The 23,832-nt window shown below is 68.4% G+C and carries 23 protein-coding genes; 5 read left to right on the forward strand and 18 right to left on the reverse strand.

Translation table 11 applies throughout. From position 1 onward, the window contains the following. The first annotated feature begins 132 nt into the window (after positions 1 to 132). The 4 genes from recD2 (at position 133) to DS837_RS21900 (ending at position 7,454) form a co-directional block, all read left to right on the forward strand. Positions 133 to 2,331, forward strand: a complete 2,199-nt coding sequence (gene recD2, locus DS837_RS21885) for an SF1B family DNA helicase RecD2 (RefSeq protein ID WP_247890072.1) — start codon at positions 133 to 135, stop codon at positions 2,329 to 2,331. Between the two features lie 351 nt (positions 2,332 to 2,682). Further along, positions 2,683 to 3,294: a cold-shock protein gene (locus DS837_RS33135; protein ID WP_145679138.1), complete on the forward strand. Its 612-nt coding sequence runs from the start codon at positions 2,683 to 2,685 to the stop codon at positions 3,292 to 3,294. A 300-nt stretch (positions 3,295 to 3,594) separates the two neighbouring features. Beyond that, a complete protein-coding gene (locus DS837_RS21895) occupies positions 3,595 to 4,317 on the forward strand; it encodes a Crp/Fnr family transcriptional regulator (RefSeq protein WP_149166688.1) in 723 nt (240 codons plus the stop codon). 155 nt (positions 4,318 to 4,472) lie between these two features. Continuing rightward, the gene (locus tag DS837_RS21900; RefSeq protein ID WP_149166689.1) at positions 4,473 to 7,454 is read left to right on the forward strand and encodes a DUF3369 domain-containing protein; all 2,982 of its coding nucleotides are present in this window, start codon (positions 4,473 to 4,475) and stop codon (positions 7,452 to 7,454) included. A gap of 51 nt (positions 7,455 to 7,505) precedes the next feature. Here the strand turns inward: DS837_RS21900 and DS837_RS21905 are convergent, their stop codons facing one another. From DS837_RS21905 to DS837_RS21965, 12 genes are all read right to left on the reverse strand, one after another. Further along, positions 7,506 to 9,497, reverse strand: coding sequence for a methyl-accepting chemotaxis protein (locus tag DS837_RS21905; protein WP_149166690.1), 1,992 nt, complete (start codon positions 9,495 to 9,497; stop codon positions 7,506 to 7,508). 230 nt (positions 9,498 to 9,727) lie between these two features. Further along, positions 9,728 to 10,027 carry a hypothetical protein gene (locus tag DS837_RS21910; RefSeq protein WP_145622447.1) on the reverse strand — a complete coding sequence of 100 codons (300 nt, stop codon included), beginning with the start codon at positions 10,025 to 10,027 and terminating at the stop codon, positions 9,728 to 9,730. 226 nt (positions 10,028 to 10,253) lie between these two features. Continuing rightward, positions 10,254 to 10,547 (reverse strand): ferredoxin family protein, encoded by a 294-nt coding sequence (locus tag DS837_RS21915; RefSeq protein ID WP_014239763.1) that lies wholly within the window; start codon positions 10,545 to 10,547, stop codon positions 10,254 to 10,256. Continuing rightward, positions 10,544 to 11,845, reverse strand: coding sequence for an FAD-dependent oxidoreductase (locus DS837_RS21920; protein ID WP_149166691.1), 1,302 nt, complete (start codon positions 11,843 to 11,845; stop codon positions 10,544 to 10,546). The genes DS837_RS21915 and DS837_RS21920 overlap by 4 nt, the downstream gene beginning before the upstream one ends. A gap of 30 nt (positions 11,846 to 11,875) precedes the next feature. Beyond that, the gene (locus DS837_RS21925; protein WP_137102558.1) at positions 11,876 to 12,955 is read right to left on the reverse strand and encodes an electron transfer flavoprotein subunit alpha/FixB family protein; all 1,080 of its coding nucleotides are present in this window, start codon (positions 12,953 to 12,955) and stop codon (positions 11,876 to 11,878) included. A gap of 39 nt (positions 12,956 to 12,994) precedes the next feature. Further along, the gene (locus DS837_RS21930) at positions 12,995 to 13,861 is read right to left on the reverse strand and encodes an electron transfer flavoprotein subunit beta/FixA family protein (RefSeq protein ID WP_149166692.1); all 867 of its coding nucleotides are present in this window, start codon (positions 13,859 to 13,861) and stop codon (positions 12,995 to 12,997) included. Positions 13,862 to 14,187: 326 nt separating this feature from the next. Then, positions 14,188 to 14,511 (reverse strand): nitrogenase-stabilizing/protective protein NifW, encoded by a 324-nt coding sequence (gene nifW / locus DS837_RS21935; RefSeq protein WP_149166693.1) that lies wholly within the window; start codon positions 14,509 to 14,511, stop codon positions 14,188 to 14,190. A 17-nt stretch (positions 14,512 to 14,528) separates the two neighbouring features. Continuing rightward, positions 14,529 to 15,383, reverse strand: coding sequence for a serine O-acetyltransferase (gene cysE, locus DS837_RS21940; protein ID WP_211102381.1), 855 nt, complete (start codon positions 15,381 to 15,383; stop codon positions 14,529 to 14,531). Between the two features lie 13 nt (positions 15,384 to 15,396). Further along, entirely contained in the window at positions 15,397 to 16,542 is a 1,146-nt protein-coding gene (gene nifV / locus DS837_RS21945; RefSeq protein WP_145689071.1) for a homocitrate synthase, read from the reverse strand. Between the two features lie 233 nt (positions 16,543 to 16,775). Then, on the reverse strand, positions 16,776 to 17,981 hold the full coding sequence (gene nifS, locus DS837_RS21955; protein ID WP_149166694.1) for a cysteine desulfurase NifS: 1,206 nt from the start codon (positions 17,979 to 17,981) through the stop codon (positions 16,776 to 16,778). A 3-nt stretch (positions 17,982 to 17,984) separates the two neighbouring features. Further along, a complete protein-coding gene (nifU, locus tag DS837_RS21960; RefSeq protein ID WP_149166695.1) occupies positions 17,985 to 18,917 on the reverse strand; it encodes a Fe-S cluster assembly protein NifU in 933 nt (310 codons plus the stop codon). A gap of 48 nt (positions 18,918 to 18,965) precedes the next feature. Then, complete coding sequence (locus DS837_RS21965; protein WP_014239772.1) at positions 18,966 to 19,346, reverse strand: HesB/IscA family protein; 381 nt, start codon at positions 19,344 to 19,346, stop codon at positions 18,966 to 18,968. A gap of 281 nt (positions 19,347 to 19,627) precedes the next feature. On the opposite strand from DS837_RS21965, the gene DS837_RS21970 reads away from it, so the two are divergent. Continuing rightward, positions 19,628 to 20,125: a hypothetical protein gene (locus tag DS837_RS21970; protein WP_149166696.1), complete on the forward strand. Its 498-nt coding sequence runs from the start codon at positions 19,628 to 19,630 to the stop codon at positions 20,123 to 20,125. 33 nt (positions 20,126 to 20,158) lie between these two features. On the opposite strand, the gene DS837_RS21975 is transcribed toward DS837_RS21970, so the two are convergent. The 6 genes from DS837_RS21975 to nifN form a co-directional block, all read right to left on the reverse strand. After that, positions 20,159 to 20,749: a nitrogen fixation protein NifQ gene (locus DS837_RS21975; RefSeq protein WP_149166697.1), complete on the reverse strand. Its 591-nt coding sequence runs from the start codon at positions 20,747 to 20,749 to the stop codon at positions 20,159 to 20,161. 66 nt (positions 20,750 to 20,815) lie between these two features. Next, positions 20,816 to 21,109: a ferredoxin III, nif-specific gene (fdxB, locus tag DS837_RS21980; RefSeq protein ID WP_094305894.1), complete on the reverse strand. Its 294-nt coding sequence runs from the start codon at positions 21,107 to 21,109 to the stop codon at positions 20,816 to 20,818. 174 nt (positions 21,110 to 21,283) lie between these two features. After that, positions 21,284 to 21,490 carry a CCE_0567 family metalloprotein gene (locus DS837_RS21985; protein ID WP_149166698.1) on the reverse strand — a complete coding sequence of 69 codons (207 nt, stop codon included), beginning with the start codon at positions 21,488 to 21,490 and terminating at the stop codon, positions 21,284 to 21,286. A 10-nt stretch (positions 21,491 to 21,500) separates the two neighbouring features. After that, positions 21,501 to 21,965 (reverse strand): NifX-associated nitrogen fixation protein, encoded by a 465-nt coding sequence (locus DS837_RS21990; protein WP_149166699.1) that lies wholly within the window; start codon positions 21,963 to 21,965, stop codon positions 21,501 to 21,503. Between the two features lie 4 nt (positions 21,966 to 21,969). Further along, entirely contained in the window at positions 21,970 to 22,371 is a 402-nt protein-coding gene (nifX, locus tag DS837_RS21995; RefSeq protein WP_149166700.1) for a nitrogen fixation protein NifX, read from the reverse strand. A 47-nt stretch (positions 22,372 to 22,418) separates the two neighbouring features. Next, positions 22,419 to 23,831, reverse strand: coding sequence for a nitrogenase iron-molybdenum cofactor biosynthesis protein NifN (gene nifN, locus DS837_RS22000; protein ID WP_149166701.1), 1,413 nt, complete (start codon positions 23,829 to 23,831; stop codon positions 22,419 to 22,421). Between the last annotated feature and the right edge of the window lies 1 nt (position 23,832).

Here is a 23,832-nt window from a genome sequence, read left to right on the forward strand (position 1 = left end):
TCCGGTGTCCGGCGCGGGTTTCGCGCGACAAGGTACACATTCGCGGCGTCGCGGTCTTCCCCCGAATTGCCGCGCTGCGGCGGTTGCGCGGGGAACTCCCCCAAAGGCCCGCCAGCGCCTATGTTGGGTGGCATGAGCATATCCGGCCATGCACCCCCGGCGGCGGGCACGCCCGCGCGGGAGCCGCTGTCCGGGCTGGTGGAGCGGGTGACCTTCCACAGCCCGGAGACGGGATTCTGCGTGCTGCGGCTGAAGGTGCGCGGGCAGCGCGACCTCGTCACGCTGGTCGGCCACGCCGCCACCATCGGCGCGGGGGAGTTCGTGCAGGCCAGCGGCGCCTGGGTGAACGACCGCAACCACGGGCTCCAGTTCAAGGCCGACTTCCTGCGCGCCACCCCGCCGACCACGGTGGAGGGGATCGAGAAGTATCTCGGCTCCGGCCTGATCCGCGGCATCGGGCCGGTCTACGCGAAGAAGATGGTCAAGGCCTTCGGCGAGGCGGTGTTCGACGTGATCGAGCAGGAGCCGGACCGCCTGCGGCAGGTCACCGGCATCGGGCCGAAGCGGGCGCAGCGCATCATCGCCGGCTGGGCCGACCAGAAGGTGATCCGCGAGATCATGATCTTCCTGCACAGCCACGGGGTCGGTACCTCGCGCGCCGTGCGCATCTTCAAGACCTACGGGCCGGACGCCATTCGGCTGATCACCGAGAACCCCTACCGGCTGGCCCGCGACATCCGCGGCATCGGTTTCAAGACGGCCGACGCGGTGGCCGCCCGGCTGGGCATCGAGAAGACCGCGATGATCCGGGCGCGGGCCGGCATCGGCTATGCCCTGGCCGAGGCAACCGACCAGGGCCATTGCGGCGTGCCGGTGGCCGAGCTGATTCCCATGGCCGTGAAGCTGCTGGAGATCGACGCCGCCATCCTGGAGGAGGCGGCGGAGCTGGAGCGGCAGGACGGCGCGGTGGTCGCCGACAGCCTGGGCGGCGAGCCCTGCCTGTTCCTGGCGAGCCTGCACCGGGCGGAGCAGGCCATCGCCGACCGGCTGCGCCGGCTGGCCGGTGGACCCGTGCCCTGGCCGGAGATCGACGCGGAGAAGGCGATTCCCTGGGTGGAGGCGAAGGCCGGGATCACCCTGGCCGAGGGGCAGCGGGAGGCGCTGCGCCAAGCGGCCACGTCGAAGCTGCTGGTCATCACCGGCGGTCCGGGGGTGGGCAAGACGACGCTGGTGAACAGCATCCTGACCATGCTGAAGGCCAAGAACGTGTCGATCGCGCTGGCCGCCCCGACGGGACGCGCCGCCAAGCGGCTGAGCGAGAGCACCGGCCTGGAGGCACGGACCATCCACCGCCTGCTGGAGACCGACCCGCAGGCCGGAGGCTTCAAGCGCGACGAGACCAACCCGCTGGACTGCGACCTGCTGGTGGTGGACGAGACCAGCATGGTCGACGTGCCGCTGATGAACGCCCTGCTGCGCGCCGTGCCGGGGCGGGCCGCGCTCCTGCTGGTCGGCGACGTGGACCAGTTGCCCTCGGTCGGGCCGGGGCAGGTGCTGGGCGACGTGATTGGCTCCGGCGCGGTGCCGGTGGTGCGGCTGACCGAGATCTTCCGGCAGGCGGCGACCAGCCGCATCATCGTCAACGCCCACCGCATCAACGCCGGCCAGATGCCGGAGACGCCAAGGGCCGGGGAGGACAGCGACTTCTACTTCGTCGAGGCGGCGACTCCGGAGGCCGGGGTGGCGAAGCTGATCGAGATGGTGCGCGACCGCATCCCCCGCCGATTCGGCGCCGATCCGGTGCGCGACGTGCAGGTCCTCTGCCCGATGAACCGCGGGGGCCTCGGCGCGCGCTCACTGAACATCGAACTGCAGAGGGTGCTGAACCCACCCGGCGAATCCCGAGTCGAGCGATTCGGCTGGACCTTCGGTCCCGGCGACAAGGTCATGCAGGTCGAGAACAACTATGACAAGGAGGTCTACAACGGCGATCTCGGCATCGTATCCGTCGTCGATCCGGAAGAAGGGACGCTGATCGCGACCTTCGATGGACGCCCGGTGACCTATGATTTTGGAGAATTGGACGAGATCGTCCTGGCCTATGCGACGACGATCCACAAGAGCCAGGGGTCCGAATACCCGGTGGTCGTCATCCCGGTGGTCACCCAGCATTACACGATGCTCCATCGCAACCTGATCTATACCGGTGTGACGCGGGGTAAGCGGCTGGTGGTCATGCTCGGTCAGCGCCGCGCGCTCGCCATGGCGGTGCGCGGGACGCAGGGGCGGCGACGCTGGACGAAACTGGGGGAATGGCTGTCGCCTCTATGACCCTTGGCGGAAGACAACCATGTCGGGATTTTGTCACAAGCGTATGCGCGCGGGGTTTGCGGCGCCGATCCCGCTGTGCGGCGTGCGCCCTGCGGAACGCTGTAGAAAATGTCTTAAGCTGTTCAATTGGCGAAAGAAATCTCCTCCGCTCCAGGGGCGGGGCGGACGCGGTGGCCCACAGCCGGGCGGAGTCGGCACCGGGCGTCTTCGGGACCGGTACCCCTTCCGAATGGACGCGTTTCCCCCTGGCCGAATGTCGCAGGAAGGGTCGTCTGGCCTTTGGCGTGCTTGACGGATGGCTCGTACCCTGTGACAAAGATAATTCGGCATCCTTTATGAGCTTGAAGACACATGTTCGACCGCCCGCCCCGCCAGGGCTACCGCGCTCCCGAGATCACCAAGGCCAACGTCACCGCCACTGTGAAGTGGTTCAACCCCACCAAGGGGTTCGGCTTCGTGTCCCCCGAGGACGGTTCGCCCGACGCCTTCCTGCACGTCTCCGCGGTTCAGGCCGCCGGCTATGACGCGCTCGACGAAGGCGCTACCATCGTTTGCGACCTTGCCCGCGGCCCGAAGGGTCCGCAGGTTGCTTCCATTCAATCCGTGGACACGTCCACCGCGTCCCGCGCGCCGGCCCGTCCGGCCCGCGCGGGCGCTGGCGGCGGCTTTGGCGGCGGCGGCTATGACCGTGGCGGCTACGGCGGCGGCGGCGGCGGTTACGACCGCGGCGGCTGGGGCAACGACGCCGGCGGCGGCGAAGAGGTCGACGGCACCGTCAAGTGGTTCAACGCCGACAAGGGCTTCGGCTTCATCACGCCGAGCACCGGCGGCAAGGACGTCTTCGTCCACGTGAACGTTCTGCGTCGCTCCGGCATGCAGTCGCTCCAGGAAGGCGATCAGGTGCGCGTGACCGTCCGCCAGGGCCAGAAGGGTCCGGAGGCCGGCAAGGTCGAGTACCGCTAAGCCGTCTTCAGTCTCTGAAGAACGGCCGGGGCGCTTCCGCAAGGAGGCGCCCCGGTTCGTTTTCGGGCCTCTGATGCCGTCGCCCAAGGTTCCCGCATCGTTGCGGCGAATCCCCATCTTGCCCAAACCTTGTGCATGCTGCGACATTGCCCGGGCGGCATGGACCCGCGGGTCCCGGAACACGGCGGTGTCAGGGGGCTTGCCGACCGCGCGGAACGGCAATCGCCGGTGCGATGGATGTCCCGTCCGCCGGGCGTCCGGACCGAGACTGTGGGGGAGGGTGAAGAGGTGAGGGAAGGCATGAGGAACGATCCGCCGGGCTTCCGGCCCCAGGACGCCGCGACGCTGCGGTCCAACGCGCTGTTCGGGCGCCTGCCCGACCGGTCGCTGGAGTTGCTTGTCAGCACGGCCCAGGTGCGCACGGTGCCGCGCGGCACCACCCTGTTCGTTCAGGACGAGGATGCCGACCGCTTCTTCGCGCTGCTCGACGGTTGGGTAAAGCTCTACCGGCTGACCCGCGACGGGGCGGAGGCGGTGGTGACCATCGTCGCCCCCGGCGAGACCTTCGCCGAGGCCGCCATGTTCGCCAGCGGCAAGTTCCCGGTCTGCGCGGAGGCGGTCGCCGAGTCGCGCGTCATGACCCTGACGGCGGAGGGCTTCGCCCGCTGCCTGCGCGACGACGAACAGATCGCCTTCGCCATGCTGGGGTCCCTGTCGGTGCGGCTGCGCCACCTCGTCCAGCAGATCGAGCAATTGCAGGTCCAGCCGACCGCCCAGCGGGTCGGCAGTTTCCTGCTGCGCTTCTGCCCGGAGGGCGGTGGCGCCACCAGCTTCGCACTGCCCTTCGACAAGGCGCTGGTCGCGCGGCGCCTCGGCATGCAGCCGGAAACCTTCTCCCGGGCGCTGGCGAAGCTGCGCGGGGTGGGGGTGGAGACGCAGGGCGGGACAGTGTCCGTCGCCGACCTGGACGCGCTGCGCCGCTTCTGCAACGCCGACTCCGGGGGCGGCGAGCACGGCGGTTGACGGGCCGGGCCGGGCTGGGCGCAGTCTGGGGTTGTCATCGTCCGCGATGCCTTGCCGATGAAGGGTTGCGGCGGGCCGCAGTGGCATGTTCACGCGCGGCGGCCCTGTGATATCCTCCCGCGACCGGAGGCTGCGGGTGGCGCGGAGGGAGTTCGATGAGCGACGAGTTTCTTTTCGCCGACGACGAGCCGGGTATCGAGGCCGAAACGGCGAAGGAAGCGGCGCCGGAGCCCGCCGAACCCTGGATCATCCTGATCGTCGACGACGATCCGGCCATCCACGCGACCACCAAGATGGTGCTGCGCGGCTTCACCTTCGAAGGCCGCCCGGCGCACTTCCTGTCCGCTGGAACCGCGGCGGAGGCGCGCAGCCTGCTGGAGCAGAATCCGGCCATCGCCGTGGTGCTTCTGGACGTGGTCATGGAGTCGGACGACGCCGGCCTGCGGCTGGTGCGCATGATCCGCAGCGAGTTGAACAACCGGCGCGTGCGCATCATCCTGCGCACCGGCCAGCCGGGGCAGGCGCCGGAACGCGACGTCATCCTGAACTACGACATCAACGACTACAAATCGAAGACGGAGCTGACGGCGCAGAAGCTGTTCACCTCGGTCGTCGCCGCCCTGCGCGGCTATCAGGATATCACCGCCATCGAGGACCACCGCTGGGGGCTTGAGCGCATCCTGGACGCCTCCTCCGCCCTGCTCGACAAGCGGACCATGGCGGAGTTCGTCCGCGGCGCGGTGTCGAAGATCGCCGAGATCTGCCCGCCCTGCGACGGCATCGCCCTGTGCAGCCGCTGGACCGAGGAGGAAACCGGTGGTGCCGCGCGCGACCCGCTGGTGCTGGGGGCCGGCGGCATCCACGCGGCGGCGGAGGGCAAGCCGGTGCGCGCCGCCCTGCCGGCGGAGGCGGCGGAGGCGGTGACGCAGGCGCTGGCCGACGGGCGGAACCGCTATGAGCGGGAGCGCAGCCTGCTGGTCTTCCGCTCCACCTCGCGGCACCACGACACGGTGTTCCACATCAACCACCGGCGCCCCCTGACGGAGGACGAACGGCGGCTGCTGGAGGTCTTCTGCTCCAAGGTCGCGGTCGGCTTCGACAACGTGCATCTGTACGAGGAACTGACCGCGCTGAACCGCAACCTGGAGAGCCAGGTGGCCGACCGGACCCGCGAACTGGTCGCCGCGACCGAGGCGGCGGAGGCCGCAAGGGCGGAGGCCGAGGCCGCCAACCAGGCCAAATCGTTGTTCCTGGCGACCATGAGCCACGAGATCCGCACCCCGATGAACGGCGTCCAGGGCATGCTGGAACTGCTGGAATACACGCCGCTGACCCCCGAGCAGCAGGAGCTGGTCACCGTCGTCCGCGATTCGGCGGGGGCGCTGCTGACCATCATCAACGACATCCTGGACTTCTCGAAGATCGAAGCCGGGCGGCTGGACCTGGAGCACGCCCCGGTGTCGCTGTCCGCGGTGGTGGAGGGCGTGGCCGAGACGCTGGCCCCGGCAGCGCGGCAGAAGGATCTGGCGCTGGTCACCTACGTCGATCCCGACCTGCCGCCACTGGTCATGGGCGATTCGGTGCGCATCCGGCAGGTGCTGTTCAACATCGCCGGCAACGCCGTGAAGTTCACCCCCTCCGGCTCGGTGCGCATCCGGGCCGAGCTGGCGCGGTTCGAGGACGGGCGGGCGACGATCCGGATCACCGTGACCGACACCGGAATCGGCATCGCCAAGGAGGCACAGACCCAGCTCTTCGACCCCTTCACCCAGGCGGAGGCCTCGACCACCCGTCGCTTTGGCGGGACCGGGCTGGGGCTGTCGATCTGCCGTCGACTGGCCGAGCTGATGGGCGGCGAGGTCGGGGTGGCGAGCGAGCCGGGCCGCGGCTCCACCTTCTGGTTCACCTTCACCGCCGATCTCGCCGCGGACCGCGACGCCGCGGGCGTCGGGGCTCCGCCGCTGGCCGGGCTGTCGGTGCTGCTCCTGGCCGCCGACGCGGAGGAGCGGCGGTTCCTCGCCCGCTACTTGAACACCGACGGTGCCGTTCTGCTGGACGCGCCGGATGCGGCGGCGGGGATGCAGGCCCTGGCGCCGGGGGCGCCCTGCGACGTCGTGCTCACCACTTCGGAAGCGGATTTGCAGGCGCTGGACACCGCAGCGCCTGGGCTGGCGCGCGGGCGGGTGCTGCTGGGGGGGCTGGGCGCCTTGATCGACGCGGTCGGGCTGGCCCGACCGGTGCGCCGCGGCCATCTGGTGCGCGCCGTGCTCGCCGCCGCGGGTCGCGGGCCGGCGGTCGAGACCGATGCGGGGCATCCCGGACCAACGGCGGTTTCTTTGGCGGAGGATGGAGCGGCGCCTCCACCCCGCATCCTGGTGGCCGAGGACCATCCGACCAACCGGCAGGTCATCCAGCGGCAACTCGCCCTGCTCGGCCAGACGGTGGACTTGGCGGAGGACGGCGTCCAGGCGCTGGCCCTGTGGCGTGACGGGAATTACGCGCTGCTGCTCACCGACTGCCAGATGCCGGAGATGGACGGCTTCGAGCTGACCCGGCTGATCCGTGCCGAGGAGGCGGCGGGCGGTCGTCCCCGCCTGCCCATCATCGCGGTCACCGCCAACGCCATGGCCGGCGAGGCGCAGCGCTGTCTGTCCGCGGGGATGGACGACGCCGTGTCGAAGCCGGTGGAGATCGGCCAACTGCGCCGCTTGCTGGACCGCCACTTGCCGTCCATGACCGCGTCCGAACCGGCGCCGGTTCCCTCGGCATCCGCCGCGACGCCGGACCCCCGCCCCGACGCGCCACCCATCGACGTGGGGGTCCTGGCGACCCTGTTCGACGGGGACATGGAGTTCGTCGGGCAACTGCTGCAGGAGTTCATCGTCTCCAACAGCGCCAGCCGCGACCGCCTGGTCGCCGCCCATGAGGCGGAGGATTGGGACGGCGTGCGTCAGGCCGCCCACAAGCTGGCGGGGTCCTCCCGCACGGTGGGCGCGCGCGATCTCGCCATGGCGAGCGATGCCATCGAACTGTCCTGTGTGGAGCGGCGGCTGGACGGCATCGGTTCGCTGGTCGCCCGCGTCGACCATGAACTTGGCCGCGCCGCCGCGTACATTCATGGCATGGCGCCGGCTTAGCGAACCGGCGCCGGCCCAATCAGTCGATCAAGCGGCTCCTCAAGCGGCTCCTCAAGCGGCTATTGGCCTCAGGGCGCGGTCGCGGACCAGCGCGTTGAACCTCTGCTCAAATCCGGCCTTCGCCTCGTCCGGCAGCTCGAAACGGATGTGGCAGCTCTGGGCCTCGACCGTCACGACGGTGAAGGGCAGGGGCATGCCGAAGCCGTCGATGTGCAGCGTGCCGCGCGCACCGTTCGTGGCGCCGTCCCAGACCTGCAGCGCGGCGCCGCTGGAGGACAGGTTGTGCAGGCGGCAGATCCGGTTGCCGGCGGGGGTGTCGGCGCGGGCGGGCAGTTCCACCGCATAGCGGGCCTCGCGGCGGCGGTCCACCTCGCTCATCGACGTGCGGACGACCCGAACCAGGATGCCGCGCAGCTCGTCGATGCTTCCCGAGACGTCGTCGGCGATGACGCGCACGTCGGCGGCGCGGTCGCCGGTGGCCTTCGCCTCGCTGGAGACCTCGGCGATGCGGCGGGAGACCTCGCGCGCGGCGTCGGCGGTCTGGTTGACGTTCCGGCTGATCTCCTGGGTCGCGGCGGCCTGTTCCTCCATCGCGGCGGCGATGGCGGCGGCCACCTGATCGACCTCGGTTATGCTGTCGGTGATGGTGGAGACGGCGGCCACGGCCCCGCCGGTCGCGGCCTGGATCTCGCCGATCTGGGTGGCGATGTCCTCCGTCGCCTGCGCGGTCTGGTTCGCCAGATTCTTCACCTCGCTCGCCACCACGGCGAAGCCCTTGCCGGCCTCGCCGGCACGGGCGGCCTCGATGGTGGCGTTCAGCGCCAGAAGATTGGTCTGGCTGGCGATCGTCTGGATGAGCTGGGCGACGTCGCCAATCTTCTGCACGGCGTTGGACAGCGACTGGATGGTGCCGCGCGCCTGGTCGCCCTTCTCCACAGCGATGCGGGTGATGCTGCTGGCCTGCGCCACCTGTGTGCCGATCTCGCGGATCGAGGCGGCCAGCTCTTCCGAGGCGGCGGCGACGGTCTGGGCGTTGCGCAGGGCCTGTTCCGCGGCGGCGGCAACCGACTGGCTGTTCGCCCCGACGGCGTCCGCCGACCGGGCCATGGCCGCGGCGTTGCCTTCCATCTGCCCGGTGCGCTCGGCCACCCGGTCCACGGCGTTGCGGGTTTCGCGCTCCACCGTCTGGGCCATGTTCTCCAGCGCGTCGCGCTTGGCGATCTCGGCCTGCTCGCGCTGGCGTTCCTGTTCCTGGCGCATGCGCTGATTTTCCAGCCCGTTGGCCTTGAACACCTCCACCGCGCGGGCCATCGCGCCGATTTCGTCACGCCCGTCGCTGCCCGGGACGGCTTCGGCATAGTCGCCGTCGGCGATTCGCCGCATGGCCGCGGTCAGGCGCCCCACCGGGCCGGTGACCCGGCGGACCACAATCATCACGCCCAGCAGCACCATGGCGATGCCGACCGCCAGCAGCGTCCAGGCGGTCGTGCTGGCGGTGCCGTGGGTCTTCTGGGCCGCCTCGTAGTTCTCGCCGGCGACGCGCACCTGGAGGTCGATCAGCAGGCCGATGCGGTCGGTGACGGGATCGATGGTCTGGTACAACTCCTTCCGGACGAAGCCGTCCAACGCGCGGCCGTCCTTGTCCAACAGGATGCCGATCAGCCGCTCGATCAGGATGTCGGCCTTGGCCATGTCCGGCTTGATCTGATCGACCAGCGCCCGCTCCTCGGCGTTGAGCGTGTTGGCCAGATAGGCGGACCAGTGCGACCGTATGTCCTCCTTCGCCTTGCGGGTCGACGCCAGGCTCTCGTCCCAGGTGAAATTGCCGTTGCGGGCCTTGTGCGAGGCGTCGACGATGAAGACGGCGTAGGCGTCCGAGATGATCTTCAGGTTGCGCAGCGGCAGCACCCGGTCGTCATGCACCGACCGCAGATCGGCGTTCGCCATGTTGAGCGCGCGCAGCCCGACGACGTCGCTGACGGCGAGCAGAAGGCCGAGCAGGTTCAAAACCACAAGAAGAAGAACTTTGATGGAGAGGCGCATTGCAGACTTCCCGCGGATTTCGACAGGCACCCGCTGTTTCCCATCGTCGTGCGACGGTGCGGGTTTCAGAGGCGTCAGGCGTGGATGGAACGAAAAAATCGCCGTCCGCGGGATGGGCGCGGACGGCGATTTCTTGCTTTTGCTCTGCACAACCGGCCGCGCGATCCGGGCCCTGTCCGAACATCCGGCGGGTGTTTACGGTCGGTGCCTCGTCTTCAACCCCTCGGGCGTCAGTGGACCTTGACCTCGTTCCCGTGATCGCGGCGGTAGATGTGCACATGGTAGGCGGCCATCGGATTGCCCCGGACATACTCCAGCAGACGGCGTTCCATGTCCGGCGTGGCGTTGCGGATCAGCATCTGCCAAGCCGGCTCCATCGTGGCGCGCTGGGTCTCGTCGTGCGGCAGCATGATGAAGCCCGCCCATTCTGGCCGGAAATCAGCGAGATAGCTTTCGGCATAATGCCGCATCATGGACGCGTCGTTGACGTTGACCGACTTCATGTTCTCGAAGCAGACACGAAGCTGCATGTTCCGTCTCCCTCGTTTCGCAGGTCTCGATACAACGGATATGTGCAGCGTCCGTCCCTTCCGCATCCATCGGGCGGGCGGAAAATTTGGGCGGGGGCGGCGAGATAACCGTGCAACGAAGAAAACCCCTCCCCGCGGAGCGGGAAGGGGTTCCAGTCATGGCGGATAGGAGAGGGAGACGACCGGCGGACCAGCGGCGAAGGCCGTAGGACCGCCGGTGCGTTCCTCAACCAAACTTATAACTGATGCCGTAGCCGCCCCGCGGGTAGTCCCACTGAATATTTTCCTTGTCCTGGCAGACCACGCGGCAGGTGCCGCATTCCAGGCAACCGTCGGTGGCCAGCGTCACGCTGCCCGTCTCGTTCTTGCTGTAGCAGGCCGCCGGGCAGCAGACGGTGCAGGCCTGGGACTCGCAGGACTTGCAGACCGCGTCGTTGCGGATCTGGATGTGCGGCCGGCTCTCGTCGACGATGTAGCGGTTCTGGTACAGCTTCTCTTCGATCTTGACCACGATGCTCATCGCACGGCCCTCACCAGCTTGATTGCGTCGCCGACCAGACCCATGATCGAGCGCTTCTTGACGAAGGACTTCATGATCTCCTTCTCCTTCGTCTTCTTGTCCACGCTGTCCACGGTGAACCAGCTGTGGGCGGCGGCGGTCAGCGTGTCGGGGTAGGCGCCGAAGAACTGCTTGTTCTCGTGCATGATGCCCGGCAGGTTCCGGTACTTCTTCAGGTCCTTCATGATGAAGCTGTCGTCCAGCTTCTTCTTGTAGCCGGCGAGGTTGGCGGCGTTGTAGGGCTTGCCGGCCTGCTTCAGCTCGATCACCGTCTCCGCCGCCATGCGGCCCGACGCCATGGCGAGGTTGGAGCCCTCGCGGTGGGCGGCGTTGTTGAAGTGGGCGGCGTCGCCGACCACCATCCAGCCGTCGCCGTAGAGTTGCGGAACCGCCTTGTAGCCGCCCTCGGGGATCATGTGGGCGGCGTATTCCTTCATCTCCGCCCCTTCGATCAGCGGCTTGATGACGGGGTGGTTCTTCAGGTCCTCCAGCATCTTGTAGGGCGGGATGGCGCCCTCCTTGAAGTCGGAGATCAGGCAGCCGATGCCGATCGTCAGCGATTCCTTGTTCGTATACAGGAACGCCGTGCCGACCATGCCCTTGGTCACCTTGCCCATGATCTCGATGACCACGCCCTCCTCGTCCTTCAGGCCGAAGCGCTGCTGGATCAGCTCGGGATCGATGAACAGGATTTCCTTGACGGCCAGCGCGACGTTCTGAGGCGCCAGCTCCTGCTGGAAGCCGGTGCGGCGGGCGAGCAGGGCGTTGACGCCGTCGGCCATGATGACCACATCGGCGTGGATCTCGCCGCCCTCGCGGTCGGTGCGCACGCCGATCACCTTGCCCGCGGCGTCGCGGATCAGCTCCGTCACCGTGGTCTCGCAGATCTGCAGGCCGCCGGCCTCACGGATCTTCTCGGAAAACCACTTGTCGATGTTGGCGCGGATGATCGTGTAGCGGTTCGGCTTGTCGCTGTTGAAAGCCTCCGACCGGTAGTTGGTGCCGATGTAGTTGTCGTCTCCGAGCAGCCAGATGCGCTGTTCGATGATGTGGCGCTCGGTCGGGCAATCCTCGCGGAAGTCCGGGATGATCTTCTCCAGCTCGGCGGCGTACATGATGCCGCCCTGGACGTTCTTGGCGCCGGGATACTCCCCGCGCTCAAGCTGAAGAACGCTGAGGCCCTGCTTGGCCAGCGTGTAGGCCGCCGCGTTGCCGGACGGGCCGGCACCGATGACGATGGCGTCGAACTTTTCGACCATGGTCCTTGTGGCTCCTGTTCGTCCGGGAAATCAGCCGGCCAGCCGGTTGACCGAGAGGCGCTTGCCGAAAGCGTCGGTCAGGGCCGGCAGGATGGTCAGCGCGTCGCCGACCAGCCCGAGATGGGCGAAGTCGAAGATCGGCGCGTTGGGGTCGGTGTTGATGGCCAGGATCAGGTCGGACTTCTCCATGCCGACCCGGTGCTGGATGGCGCCGGAGATGCCGGCGGCGATGTAGAGCTTCGGGCGCACCGTCTTGCCGGTCTGCCCGACCTGCCGGTCGAAGCCGGTCCAGCCGGCCTGGACCAGCGGGCGGGTCACCCCGACCTCGCCGCCCAGAACCTTGGCGAGGTCGAAGACCAGCTTCAGGTTCTCCGGCTTGCCCAGCCCCTTGCCCGCCGCGACGATGATGTCGGCGAAGGCGAGCTGCGCCTCGTTCTGCTCGCGGTCGGCGATGAAGCTCAGCACCTTGGTGATGACGTCGGTCTCACGCAGGTTCGGGAACACCTCGACCACGCGGCCGGTGCGGCTGTCGTCGCGGTCGGGCATGGACATCACGCGCGGGCGCACCGTGGCCATCTGCGGCCGGTAGGCCAGCGTCTGGATGGTGCAGAGCAGCGTGCCGCCGAAGGTCGGGCGGGTGGCCGCCAGCGACCGGTTGTCCATATAGATGTCCAGCTCGGTGCAGTCGGCGGTCAGGCCGGTGGCGAGCGTGGTGGCGATGGCGCCGGCAAGGTCGCGGCCCAGCGTGGTGGCGCCCAGCAGCACGATCTCCGGCTTGTAGGTGTTGACCACGTCGGTCATCACCCGCGTGTAGGGATCGGTGCGGTAGTCGGCCAGGACCGGGTCGGTCACCTTGTAGACGACGTCGGCGCCGTAGGTGAAGGCGTCGCCGCAGATGGCGTTCAGCTCCGGGCTGTCGGCGCCCAGGACCACGGCCCCCACCTCGACCCCCAGCTTGTCGGCGAGCTTGCGGGCCTCGCCCACCAGCTCCCAAGACACGGAATGGACGGAGCCGCGCTCCTGCTCCACGATCACCCAGATGCCCTTGTATTCCTTCAAGTGCTCGGGCAGTTGGAACTTGCGTCCCTGCGGCTTGCTTGGTTCGCTCATCGGGATGTCTCCGGCGGAGGATTCGTCAGGAACGGCGCGTCACAGCCCGGCGGCGGCGCGGGCGAGCAGCTCGTCGGCGAGTTTCGGCTGGGCGCCGAGGATGGCCTCGACCGCGGCGGCGGCCTGGGCCTCCGCGGTGGGGGTCTCGGCGCCGGGGGACTCGACCTCGACCATCGTCGCCTTCTGGGCGCGCGGCTTCGGGACGAAGACCTTCGACACGACGGTGGGCGAGCCCTTCAGCCCGACCTTCGTCTCTTCGGCGCCGGTGGTGTCCTTGTTCCAGGTCTTCAGGCCGTAGCGGGCGGCGCGGAACATGTCGTCCATCTTGCCGAAGCGGATGGTGTTCGTGCCTTCCAGCATCGTGATCATGCAGGGCAGGGCAGTCTTCAGCACCTGAACGCCGCCCTCGGAGCGGCGGTGCACGACGATCTCCTTGGCGCCCTGGTCGATCGCTTCGATCTTCGTGATGTAGGTGAGCTGTTGGAAGCCCAGCCGCGTGGCGATGCCCGGACCGACCTGCGCGGTGTCGCCGTCCACCGTCTGCTTGCCGCAGAAGACCAGATCGACCGTCTCCTCCTCCGACAGCTTCTTGATGGCGGAGGTCAGGGCGTAGGAGGTCGCCAGCGTGTCCGACCCGGCGAACTTGCGGTCGGTCAGCAGCACCGCGTCGTCGGCGCCCAGCGACAGCGCCTTGCGCAGCGAGGTTTCGGCCATCGGCGGCCCCATGGTCAGGACGGTGACGCGGGCGCCGACCTTGTCCTTGATCCGCAGCGCCTCCTCCAGCGAGAAGAGGTCGAAGGGGTTGATGATGGCCGGGACGCCCTGACGCATGATCGTGTTCGTCACGGGGTGGATGCGGATCTGGGCGCTGTCGGGCACCTGTTTGATACAGACAACGATGTGCATCCCGGTCTCCTTGACATTCCGCCGCCTGTCGCGCGGCGTGGCTATGGTCCTACCAGCAAGCGGCGTGCCAGATTTGTGCAGAGCGGTAAGTTGTTGTGATCAATGATTTTTATGGCTGTTGAGAGATTGTCGCAAAAACGACAAAGAACCGACGTGTCGGCTTCTCAACAGGGGGCTTCCGTCGCGGCCCGACCCGTTCCCGGCCCCCCGTCCAGCTTCTGTCGCGTACCGGACAAAGCCGACAACGGCCGAAAAACAGGACGGCCTGCGGACGCTCGCCGGGGGGCGGGTCCGCAGGCCGTCCTGGACACGAAGGATGAAACGGATCAGGTCGGCAGCAGGGAGTCCAGCGGGACGAAGCGGTCGGCCATCTTGCGCGCTTCCTCCTGATGGACCTTGAAGGTCTTCTCGGCGATGGCGTTGGACGCTACGAAGTCCTGGTAGGCGCGCTCCAGATGGGCATGGTAGCGGGCGGCCATGCCGTCGTCGTCCAGCCCTTCCATGCCGGTGTCGGCGGACAGGTAGTCGTGGAAGCGCTGCAGGATGTGCAGGCGGTTCACGTTGACCACGCGCTGTTCGTAGGTGACGCCGAGGAAGCGCAGGAAGTCCTCCGCGGTCTCCAGATCCTCCAGATCGTCCTTGAAGCTCATGGCGGGGTCCTTTCCGTTCAGATGACGTAGTGATCGGCGCGCGCGCCGATTTCGTGATTGCGGTCGCCGCAGGTGTCCTGGTCGCACAGGTTGCCGCAGCTCCGGCAGACGATGCCGTCGAGCGGCAGGTCGTCCAGCCGGATCGCGCTTAGCGGCGGGGCGGGGCGCGTGGCCTCTTCCGCGGCGTGAGCTTCCAGCCGGGCCTCGATGCGGTTGATGTGGTCGATCAGGCAGGCGATGGCCTTGCCGACCGGGTCGGGCATCAGATGGTGGTCGAGGTCGATGCCGTGGGCGGCCAGCCGGCGCTGGGTGTCCGGACGGACGACGCGGCCGGGGATGCCGACCACCGTCATGCCCTCCGGCACGTCCTTGGTCACCACCGAGTTGGCGCCGACGCGGCACTGGGCGCCGACGGTGATCGGCCCCAGGATCTTGGCCCCGGAGCCGACCAGCACGCCGTCGCCCAGCGTCGGGTGCCGCTTGCCCTTGGTCCAGGAGGTGCCGCCCAGCGTCACGCCGTGGTAGAGCGTCACATCGTCGCCGACCTCCGCCGTTTCGCCGATGACGACGCCGGCCCCGTGGTCGATGAAGAAGCGGCGGCCGATGGTGGCGCCGGGGTGGATGTCGATGTTGGTCAGCGCGCGGGCCAGATAGGACAGGAAGCGCGCCGGCCAGCGCAGCCCCCGCCGCCACATGGCGTTGGACAGCCGGTGAACCACCAGCGCGTGGATGCCGGGGTAGCAGGTCAGCACGTCGAGGACGTTGCGCGCCGCCGGGTCGCGGTCGAAGACGCAGGCGACGTCCTCGCGCAGCAGCCGCCACAGGCTGGTGTCTTTCATGGCGAGGTCCGGGTGGGCGTCGATCGCGGCCATGGGGTCCTCCGGATCACGAAGAGACGACGCTCCAGCGCGTGGCGTCGTCGTGGAAGGCGCGCAGCTCCTCCGCCGTCGGGGCACGCTTGGCGCGGGTGGCGAGCGCGCGGACCCGCGGCAGGACCGCCTGGGCGGTGGCGTCGTCGCAGGCGATGCCGAGTTGGCCGTAGGCCATCTTCACCCCCGCCGTGCCGGAATGCTTGCCCAGCACGATGCGGTGCTCGCGCCCCACCTCGGCGGGATCGAAATTCTGGTAGGTGGCGCGGTCGCGCAGCAGCCCGTCGACGTGGATGCCGGCCTCGTGCGTGAAGACGGCGTCGCCGACGATCGACTTGTTGACCGCCACCGGCCGGTTGGAGGCGCGCTCCACGAGGTCGGAGATTGCTCCCAGCGCGCGGGTGTCCACCCCGCAGTCCTGGCCGTAGAGCACCTTCAGCGACACCACCACCTCCTCCAGCGGGGCGTTGCCGGCGCGCTCGCCCAGCCCGTTGACGGTCGTGTTGACGTGGGTCGCCCCGCCGAGCACGGCGGCCAGCGAGTTGGCGTTGGCAAGGCCGAGGTCGTCGTGGGCGTGGATCTCGATCTCCAGGTCGGTGGCCCGGCGCAGCCGTTCGATGCAGGCGCGCGTCTGGAAGGGATCGAGCACGCCCAACGTGTCGGCGAAGCGGAAGCGGCGGGCGCCGGCCTCCTGCGCCACCGTCGCGGCGGCGATCAGGAAATCCATGTCGGCGCGCGAGGAGTCCTCGCCGCCCAGGCTGACCTCCAGCCCATGGTCGCGGGCCGTCTTGACCTTGCGTTCGATCTCCGACAGGGCCCAGGCGCGGCTGCGCTTCAGCTTTTTGGTGATGTGGATGTCGGAGACGGGCATCGACAGGTTGACGGTACCGACGTTGCAGTCCAACGCCGCCTTCAGGTCGGTGTCGTGCATGCGGCACCAGACCATCAGCCGAGCCTTCAGCCCCAGCGCGGCCACGGCGCGGATGCCCTCGCGCTCCTCCGGGCCCATGGCGGGGATGCCGATTTCCAGCTCCGGCACGCCGGCCTCGTCGAGCGCGCGGGCGATGGCGATCTTCTCGTCGAGCGTGAAGGCGACCCCCGCCGTCTGCTCCCCGTCGCGCAGCGTCGTGTCGTTGATGATGGTGGAACCGGCCATCGGCATGACGTGAGCCTCGATGCGTATGCGTCGCGGTGGTTGCCCCCTCCCTAACCCTCCCCCGCTTCGCGGGAGAGGGGACTGCCGCCGCTCTGCCCCCTCCACCGCGACAGCGGGGGAGGGATGGGGAGGGGGCAGGAGGGTGTTGTGTCGCAGACCGGGCCGGGGAACCGTGTCCCGGCGGGTGTCGTCGGGCGGGTTGCCGGGGCGCGGGTCCGGCCCGGCCTGCGATCTCGGTGTTACGAGTAAACGGGTGCGAACTCCTTCGGGGCGCCCGCCTGCGACCAGTAGGGCGACAGCGAGCGCAGCTTCGCGATGATGCCGGGGACCACCGCGATCACCCGGTCGATCTCCTCCTCGGTCGTCTCGCGCGACAGGGAGAAGCGGGTGGCGCCGTGGGCGGCGGTGTAGGGCACGCCCATGGCCCGCATCACGTGGCTCGGCTCCAGCGACCCGGAGGTGCAGGCGGACCCCGACGAGGCGGCGATTCCGGCCTCGTTGAGCAGCAGGAGGATCGCCTCGCCCTCGATGTACTCGAAGGCGACGTTGCAGGTGTTGGGCAGGCGGTTGGCCGGGTTGCCGGTGACGAAGCAGTTCGGAACGGCGGCCAGGATGGCCTGCTCCAGCTTGTCGCGCAGCGCCTTCACCCGCGTGTTCTCGTCGGTCATGTGCATGAGCGCAAGCTGTGCGGCCGCCCCCAGCCCGACGATGCCCGGCGCGTTCTCCGTGCCGGCGCGGCGCGAGCGTTCCTGGTGGCCGCCGCGCAGCATCGGGCGGAAGCGCAGGCCGCGCTTGACATACAGCGCGCCGATGCCCTTGGGCGCGTGAAGCTTGTGGCCGGACAGCGACAGCATGTCCACCGCGCTGGTGGCGAGCGTCATCGGGATCTTGCCGACCGCCTGAACCGCGTCGGTGTGGAACACCGCGCCCACCGCCTTGGCGAGCTGGGCCAGTTCCTCGATCGGGAAGATCGTCCCGGTCTCGTTGTTCGCCCACATGATGGAGACGATGGCGACGTCCGGCCCCAGCGCCGCCTTGTAGGCGTCGAGGTCGAGGTTGCCCCGGTTGTCCACGCCGATGCGGTGGACGGTGTAGCCGCGCTTCTTCTCCAGATAGTCGCACAGCGCCAGGACGGCGGGATGCTCGACCACGCTGGTGACGATGCTCTTCTTCTTTGGGTAGGCCTCCAGCACCGACAGGATGGCGGTGTTGTCGCTCTCCGTGCCGCCGGAGGTGAAGACGATCTCGCTGTCATGGGCGGCGCCGAGCAGCGCCTGCACCTGCTTGCGCGCCCATTCGATCTTGCCGCCCACCGCGGCGCCGAAGCCGTGCATGGAGGAGGGGTTGCCGAACTGCTCGGTGAACAGCGGCAGCATTTCCGCCAGCACGTCCGGATCGACGCGGGTGGTGGCGTTGTTGTCCAGGTAGATGCCTTGTGCGGTCATGGCTCAGGCCCCCGCCGGCAGGAGGGAGGCGGGCTTGACGCGGACGAACTCGCCCAGCGCCTCGACCAGCTTGGCCTGCACGCCCATCATGGTGCCGGCGGACTGCGAACAGCCGGAGCAGGCGCCGGTCAGCCGGACGTAGATGTCCTTGCCGTCGATGTCCACCAGCTCCACGTCGCCGCCGTCGCGCTGGATCTGCGGGCGCAGCTCCTCGATGGCGACCATGATCTTCTGCATGCGCTGCACGTTGGTCAGTTTGGGGGCGGTGAGCTTCGCCGGAGCGGCCTCGGCCTTCGGGGCCAACGGCTTGATGGCGTCCAGCCCGACCGTGCCGGGGGCGTGGGACTTGGGCGGGGCCAGCGCGCCGGTCTTGGCGAGCACGGCCTCCAGCACCTCCTCGATCTTCTCGTGGCAGGTCTGGCAGGAGCCGCCGGCCTTGGTGTAGTGGGTGACCTCCTCCAGCGTGGTCAGGCTGTTGACGGTCACCGCGCGCTCGATCATCGCCGCGTCGATGCCGAAGCACTTGCAGACCAGCTCGCCTTCCTCGTGGTCGTCGACCCACTCCTCGCCCTTGAAGTTGGCGATGGCGGCGCGGAGCGCCTCGGCGCCCATGACCGAACAGTGCATCTTCTCCGGCGGCAGGCCGCCCAGATACTCGGCGATGTCGCGGTTGGTGACGACGAGGGCCTCGTCCACCGTCTTGCCGATGATCATCTCCGTCAGCGCCGACGAGGACGCGATGGCCGAGCCGCAGCCGAAGGTCTGGAACTTCGCGTCCTCGATGACCTGGCTGTCGGGGTTGACCTTCATCATCAGCTTCAGGGCGTCGCCGCAGGTGATCGACCCGACCTCGCCCACGGCGTTCGCCTCATCCAGCGCGCCGGCGTTCTTCGGGTTGAAGAAGTGTTCCTTGACCTTGTCGGTGTAGTTCCACATGACGCCTTGCCTTTCCCGTATGACCGGGTTGGGGGAGTGTGTTCGGGGTTAGTGGGCGGTGCCGCAGCCGCCGGCCGCCGGCGCGGAGGAGCAGCTTCCCCCCGGCCCCGCCGAGAAGGACTTGCCGCAGCCGCAGCTGCCCGTCGCGTTCGGGTTGTCGAACTTGAAGCCTGCGCCCTCGACCCCTTCGACGAAATCGACCACCACGCCGGTCAGGAAGGGCTGGCTGGTCGGATCGACGAAGATCGTCACCGGGCCGAAGGTCAGCACGGCGTCCTCGTCGCCCGCCGTGGCCTCCAGCCCCATCTGGTACTTCATGCCGGCGCAGCCGCCGTCGGCCACCGCGATGCGCAGGCCGGCCGCGGCGCCGCCGGACTTCGCCAGCACGCGCTCCAGGGTGTTCACCGCCGCATCCGTCAGGGTCACCATGTCTGCCGCCTCCAAATGCTCCGTCGGGCATGCCGACCGTTCCTGGTCATAGGATCAGCAAGCGGCGTGCCAAATTCTAAGTCTTTGATTTTGATAAATTGTCAGGTGGGGCGGCTGGTGTTTTCCCGACAATTGTCGGGTCGGAGGCATGTCGGCTTTGCGACATCCTGCGACGAAAGGACGCACAATTTATTTATGGGCTTTTGCGAAGCCCGCTTGCGGCCCATACAGAATTGTCGGTCGGGCGCACAGTGTCGGATAACAACGGAAGGGAAAGGGTGATGGAGCGGCCGGTCGAACTGCGGATGTCCAACGGGCGCATGGCCTTCGGCGAGGTGCCCGAGCACATCGACGAAAAGCTGCAGGAGGCGGTGAAGGCCCGTCCCGACGCCGCGGCCTGCGAGGCCCTGCTGTGGGAGGCCCACCGGATGGGGCCGCGCGTCCTGCCGGTCTTCTACGCACTCTACAAATTCTACTTCAACCGCAAGCGCTTCGCGGACGCGAAGCGGGTGGCGATGATCGGGCTGGACGCGGCGGCGCGCGAGGGAGTCTACGCCGGCGACTGGCAGAGCCTGCGCGTGGACAGCACGGATTGGACGAAGGAGGGGCCGCCGCGCTTCACCCTCTTCACCCTGAAGGCGCTGGCCTTCATCGGCCTGCGCAGCGGGCGGGTGGAGGAGGCGAGGGCGATCCTCGCCAAGCTGACGGAAATCGATCCGCAGGACCGGGTCGGCTACGGCGTCATCGCCGCGCTGGCGAAAGGTCTGGGGGAGGAGTGACTTGGGAAGGGGGTGATTGACGGTTTGGTTTCGTCAGTCACCCGACCCGAAGCACACGGCCTCCGCGCCGCAATCGCGGCAGACCGGGGCGCCGCAGGGGATCAGCCCATCCCGCGCGCAGAGGAAGCGGTAGAGAAAAGCCTTCCAGCGGGTGCCGGTGGCGTTGAGCCGGGCCAGCGGTTCGAAATGGCGCTCCATCAGCGCCGCGAGATGGCTCGGGCCAGCCAGTCCCAAATTCCGCCACAGCTCGCCCTCGTCGAGCATGGCCCGCGCGACGATCATGGCGAGCCATTCCTCCTCTTCGATGCCCAGCGAGCGGTGGGCGAGCAGGAGGGCGGCAATGTCGTCCACCTCGCTGCGAAGCAGCGGGGGCAGGGGGGTGGGAGAGCTGTCGGGAACCGGCAGGCCGGCCGCGAAGGCGCCGGGGAAATAGCGGTCGAGAAGCTGGCCGAGCGCCCGGTCGCCCAATCCCAACGCGCCCGGACCCGCCGGCCAGCGGCGGGACAAGATGCAGGCGAACAGATGCGCGTCGAAGACGTTGCAGCGTCCCTGGCGGTCGGTCAGCCAGCGATACAGCCGCGTTGTGTCGCCCACCCCCGGCGGGGCGGCGTGCAGGATGCCCATGGCTCCGTTCTCCGGGGGGGCGGCCGTCAGGCCGCTTCAGACAGGTTCAGGTAAGGTGGGCGGCCCTCAGGCCGCCTGGGGCAAGTGGGTGATGCAGTTCTTGGAGCAGACCTTGCCGCAGCTCTCGCAGCCGATGCAGTTGCCGGCGTTCTTGACGCTCATGACCTTCTTCTCGGCCTCGTCGTCGAAGGCGTCGACGATGTCGCCGTCCTCGGTGATGCCGATCAGTTCCAGCACGTCGCGGCCGCAGACTTTGAAGCAGCGGCCGCAGCCGATGCACATCTTCTGGTCGACGCTTTCCACGAATTTCGGCGTCCAGGCGGCGCCGCCGCGGGTGGTGCCGGTCACGAACTCAGCCATCGTCTGCTCCTCAATCGGGCTTGGTGTGGGGTTGTTTGTCGGGTTGCGGGCGCTGCCGTTGCCCCCTCCCTAACCCTCCCCCGCCTTTGGCGGTGGAGGGGACTGCCGCCGCTTCGCGGAAGGCACCCTCTCCCGCGTGAGCGGGGGAGGGTCGGGGAGGGGGCGGGAGGATGCTCAGGCGGTCGCCGTCTCCAGCGCCTTCAACTCGGCGCGCTTCTCGGTCAGGGTCTTGTAGGCGTCGTAGGTCTCCTGGGCGACCTGGAGGATGGACTGCCAGTTCTGCGGCAATTCCTCGGACAGGTCGTGCAGGTCCATCTTCTTCTGGGTCGCGCGGGCGTTTAGCTTCTTGACCTCGTCCTTCAGGGCGTCGATGTCGGACATGGCGGAATCCTCACAGATCGGCGACGTCGGGATACTTGCGGATCAGCGCCACGGCCTCGTCCACGACCTTCGCGCCGTCGGCGGCCAGCTTCTCCAGCGACGGGAAGCCGAAGCGGTGGACGTCGCGCAGATGCTTCGACACCACGACCAGCCGGCCCGTGGTCAGCACCATGCGGCCGAAGCCCTCATGGCTCATCTTCATGATGGGGGAGGCGATGTGGCCGGTCTGCTTCTCGACCGTGATGCCGACGGCCTTGTAGAACAGCTCCAGCCGCCACAGCGTGTCGGGGTCCGGGTCGCCCATGATCGGGATGGCGGCGCGGGCTTCCTTGTCGAGGATGAAGGGCGCGAGGATCGTCTCGTCGCTCTTGCCTTCCCAGGCGCCATAGCTGTCTTCGGCGCGGAACAGCATGACCAGGGTCTTCAGAAAGGCCTCGGCGAGATCGCTCCCGGCGGCCACGGTGGTGTCGGTCATGCTCTCAATCCTCCTCGTCGAAGGCCAGCTCCTGCGGCTGGCCGGCGTTCAGGGCCTTGCGCAGCCAGGGCGGCGGGTTGCCGTTGATGGTTTCGACCAGACGGTCGAGCAGGGCGGTGATGGTGTCCGTGGCCTCCACCTTCACGGGGTGGATCTTCTTCGCCACCACGCGGGCGGCGGCGGAGGCGCCGATGGCCGACAGGTAGACGATGGCGCAGTCGGCCAGCGCGTCGAGCTTCGGGATCAGCTTGTCCTCATTCCCGTCCTCGAACATCGAACCGCCGAACTGGCAGGTCTCGACCATCGTGTAGCCGGCCTTGTCCACCTCATAGACCACGATGTTCTTGGCCCACCCGAAATGCGCATCGACGTGCTGCATGTCCTGGGTGCAGAAAGCGACCTTCATGGAACCTCCTTTGCGGGGCCGGCCCTCCTCGGCCTGGCCCACCACACTCAGCCGGCGCTGCATCCGCATGATCCGCTCCCGCAGTGCTGGCCGTGTTCATGCCCGTCCCCATGAGGATGGCCGTGAGGATGACCGTGAGCATGGCCGTGCTCGTCGTGGTCCATCTCGCGGGACAGGAACAGGTTGCCGATCTCGAACAGAAGCTCGCGGGTGCCGCGGTAGCCGACATGGACCTTCAGCCCGGCGCCCAGCCGGTCGAACATGGGAAGCCCCATGCGGTGCAGCGGCACGCCGATGCGCGCCGCCCCCTGCCGCCCGTGCGAGTTCGACACGATCAGGTCGGCGTCGCGGGCCAGCGTCTCCACGTCGGAATGGTCGCCGACCATGACGGTCGCGGCCTTCAGCTTCTCCAGCACGGCGGTCTGGGTGGGGGAGACGGCGGCGATCACCTCCGCCCCCATGTCCGCCAGGAAGCTGGTGACGGCGTAGAGCAGGTCCGGCTCCAGCGCCACGGCGATCCGCTTGCGGCTGTAGAAGAAGTGCCCGTCCAGCATGCCATCCACCAGCGTCTCGCGCTGGCGCCGCAGCTTCGCCGGCACGGGGCGGCCCGACAGCTCCGACAGGGTGCGGACGAGGCGGTCCGACGCCTCCAGCCCGGTCAGCCGGTCGAAGAAGACGCTGCGCACATCGGTCTTCAGCTCCAGCGCGGCGGCGGCGACGCGCATGTGCTCGCCGACCACCAGCGTGAGTTCCGACGCGCCCATGGACGCGATCTGTTCCACCGTCACGCCGCCCAGCGAGGTCGCCGTGAAGTCGTCGGGCTGGCGGCCCGACATGGACAGCGACAGGTCGGGCAGGAAGATCGGCGACAGGCCGAAGCTTTCGATGATGTCGCGCAACTCCTCGACGTCGCCCGGCGACAGGTGGCAGCCGGCCAGCACATTGATCTGGCCCTTCACGGTCGTTTCCGACGGCTGGACCACCTCCTCGACGATGCCGGTCACCGCGGCGGAGAAGCCGTCCTCGAACCCGCCGGAGAAGTCCGGGGTGTTGGCGAAGACCAGCTTCAGCCCGGCCAGGGCGGGGTTGCGCTGGCGGAACAGCGAATACTGGCCGGCCATGTCCTCGCCCTTGGTCTCGGTCACGCCGGTGGTGGCGACGCCGATCAGCGCGGGCGCGTTGCGCTCGTGGATGGTGCGGACGGCCTGCTCCAGATTCTCGTAGCCGCCGAGGATGGTGGAGACCTGATCCATCGCCGTGGTCTGGAGCGGGATGGCCTCGCGGAAATGGCGGACCAGCAGGACCAGCCCGAAGGCGGTGCAACCCTGGCTGCCGTGGAACAGCGGCATGCAGCGGTCCACGCCGAGGAAGGCGAGCGCCGCGCCCAGCGGCTGGCTCATCTTCAGCGGGTTGGTGGAGGCCGCCTTGGCGGAGTGGGGGAAGCGCTGGATGGTGCCCATG

Source organism: Azospirillum brasilense (assembly GCF_008365405.1).
GTDB lineage: Bacteria > Pseudomonadota > Alphaproteobacteria > Azospirillales > Azospirillaceae > Azospirillum > Azospirillum brasilense_D.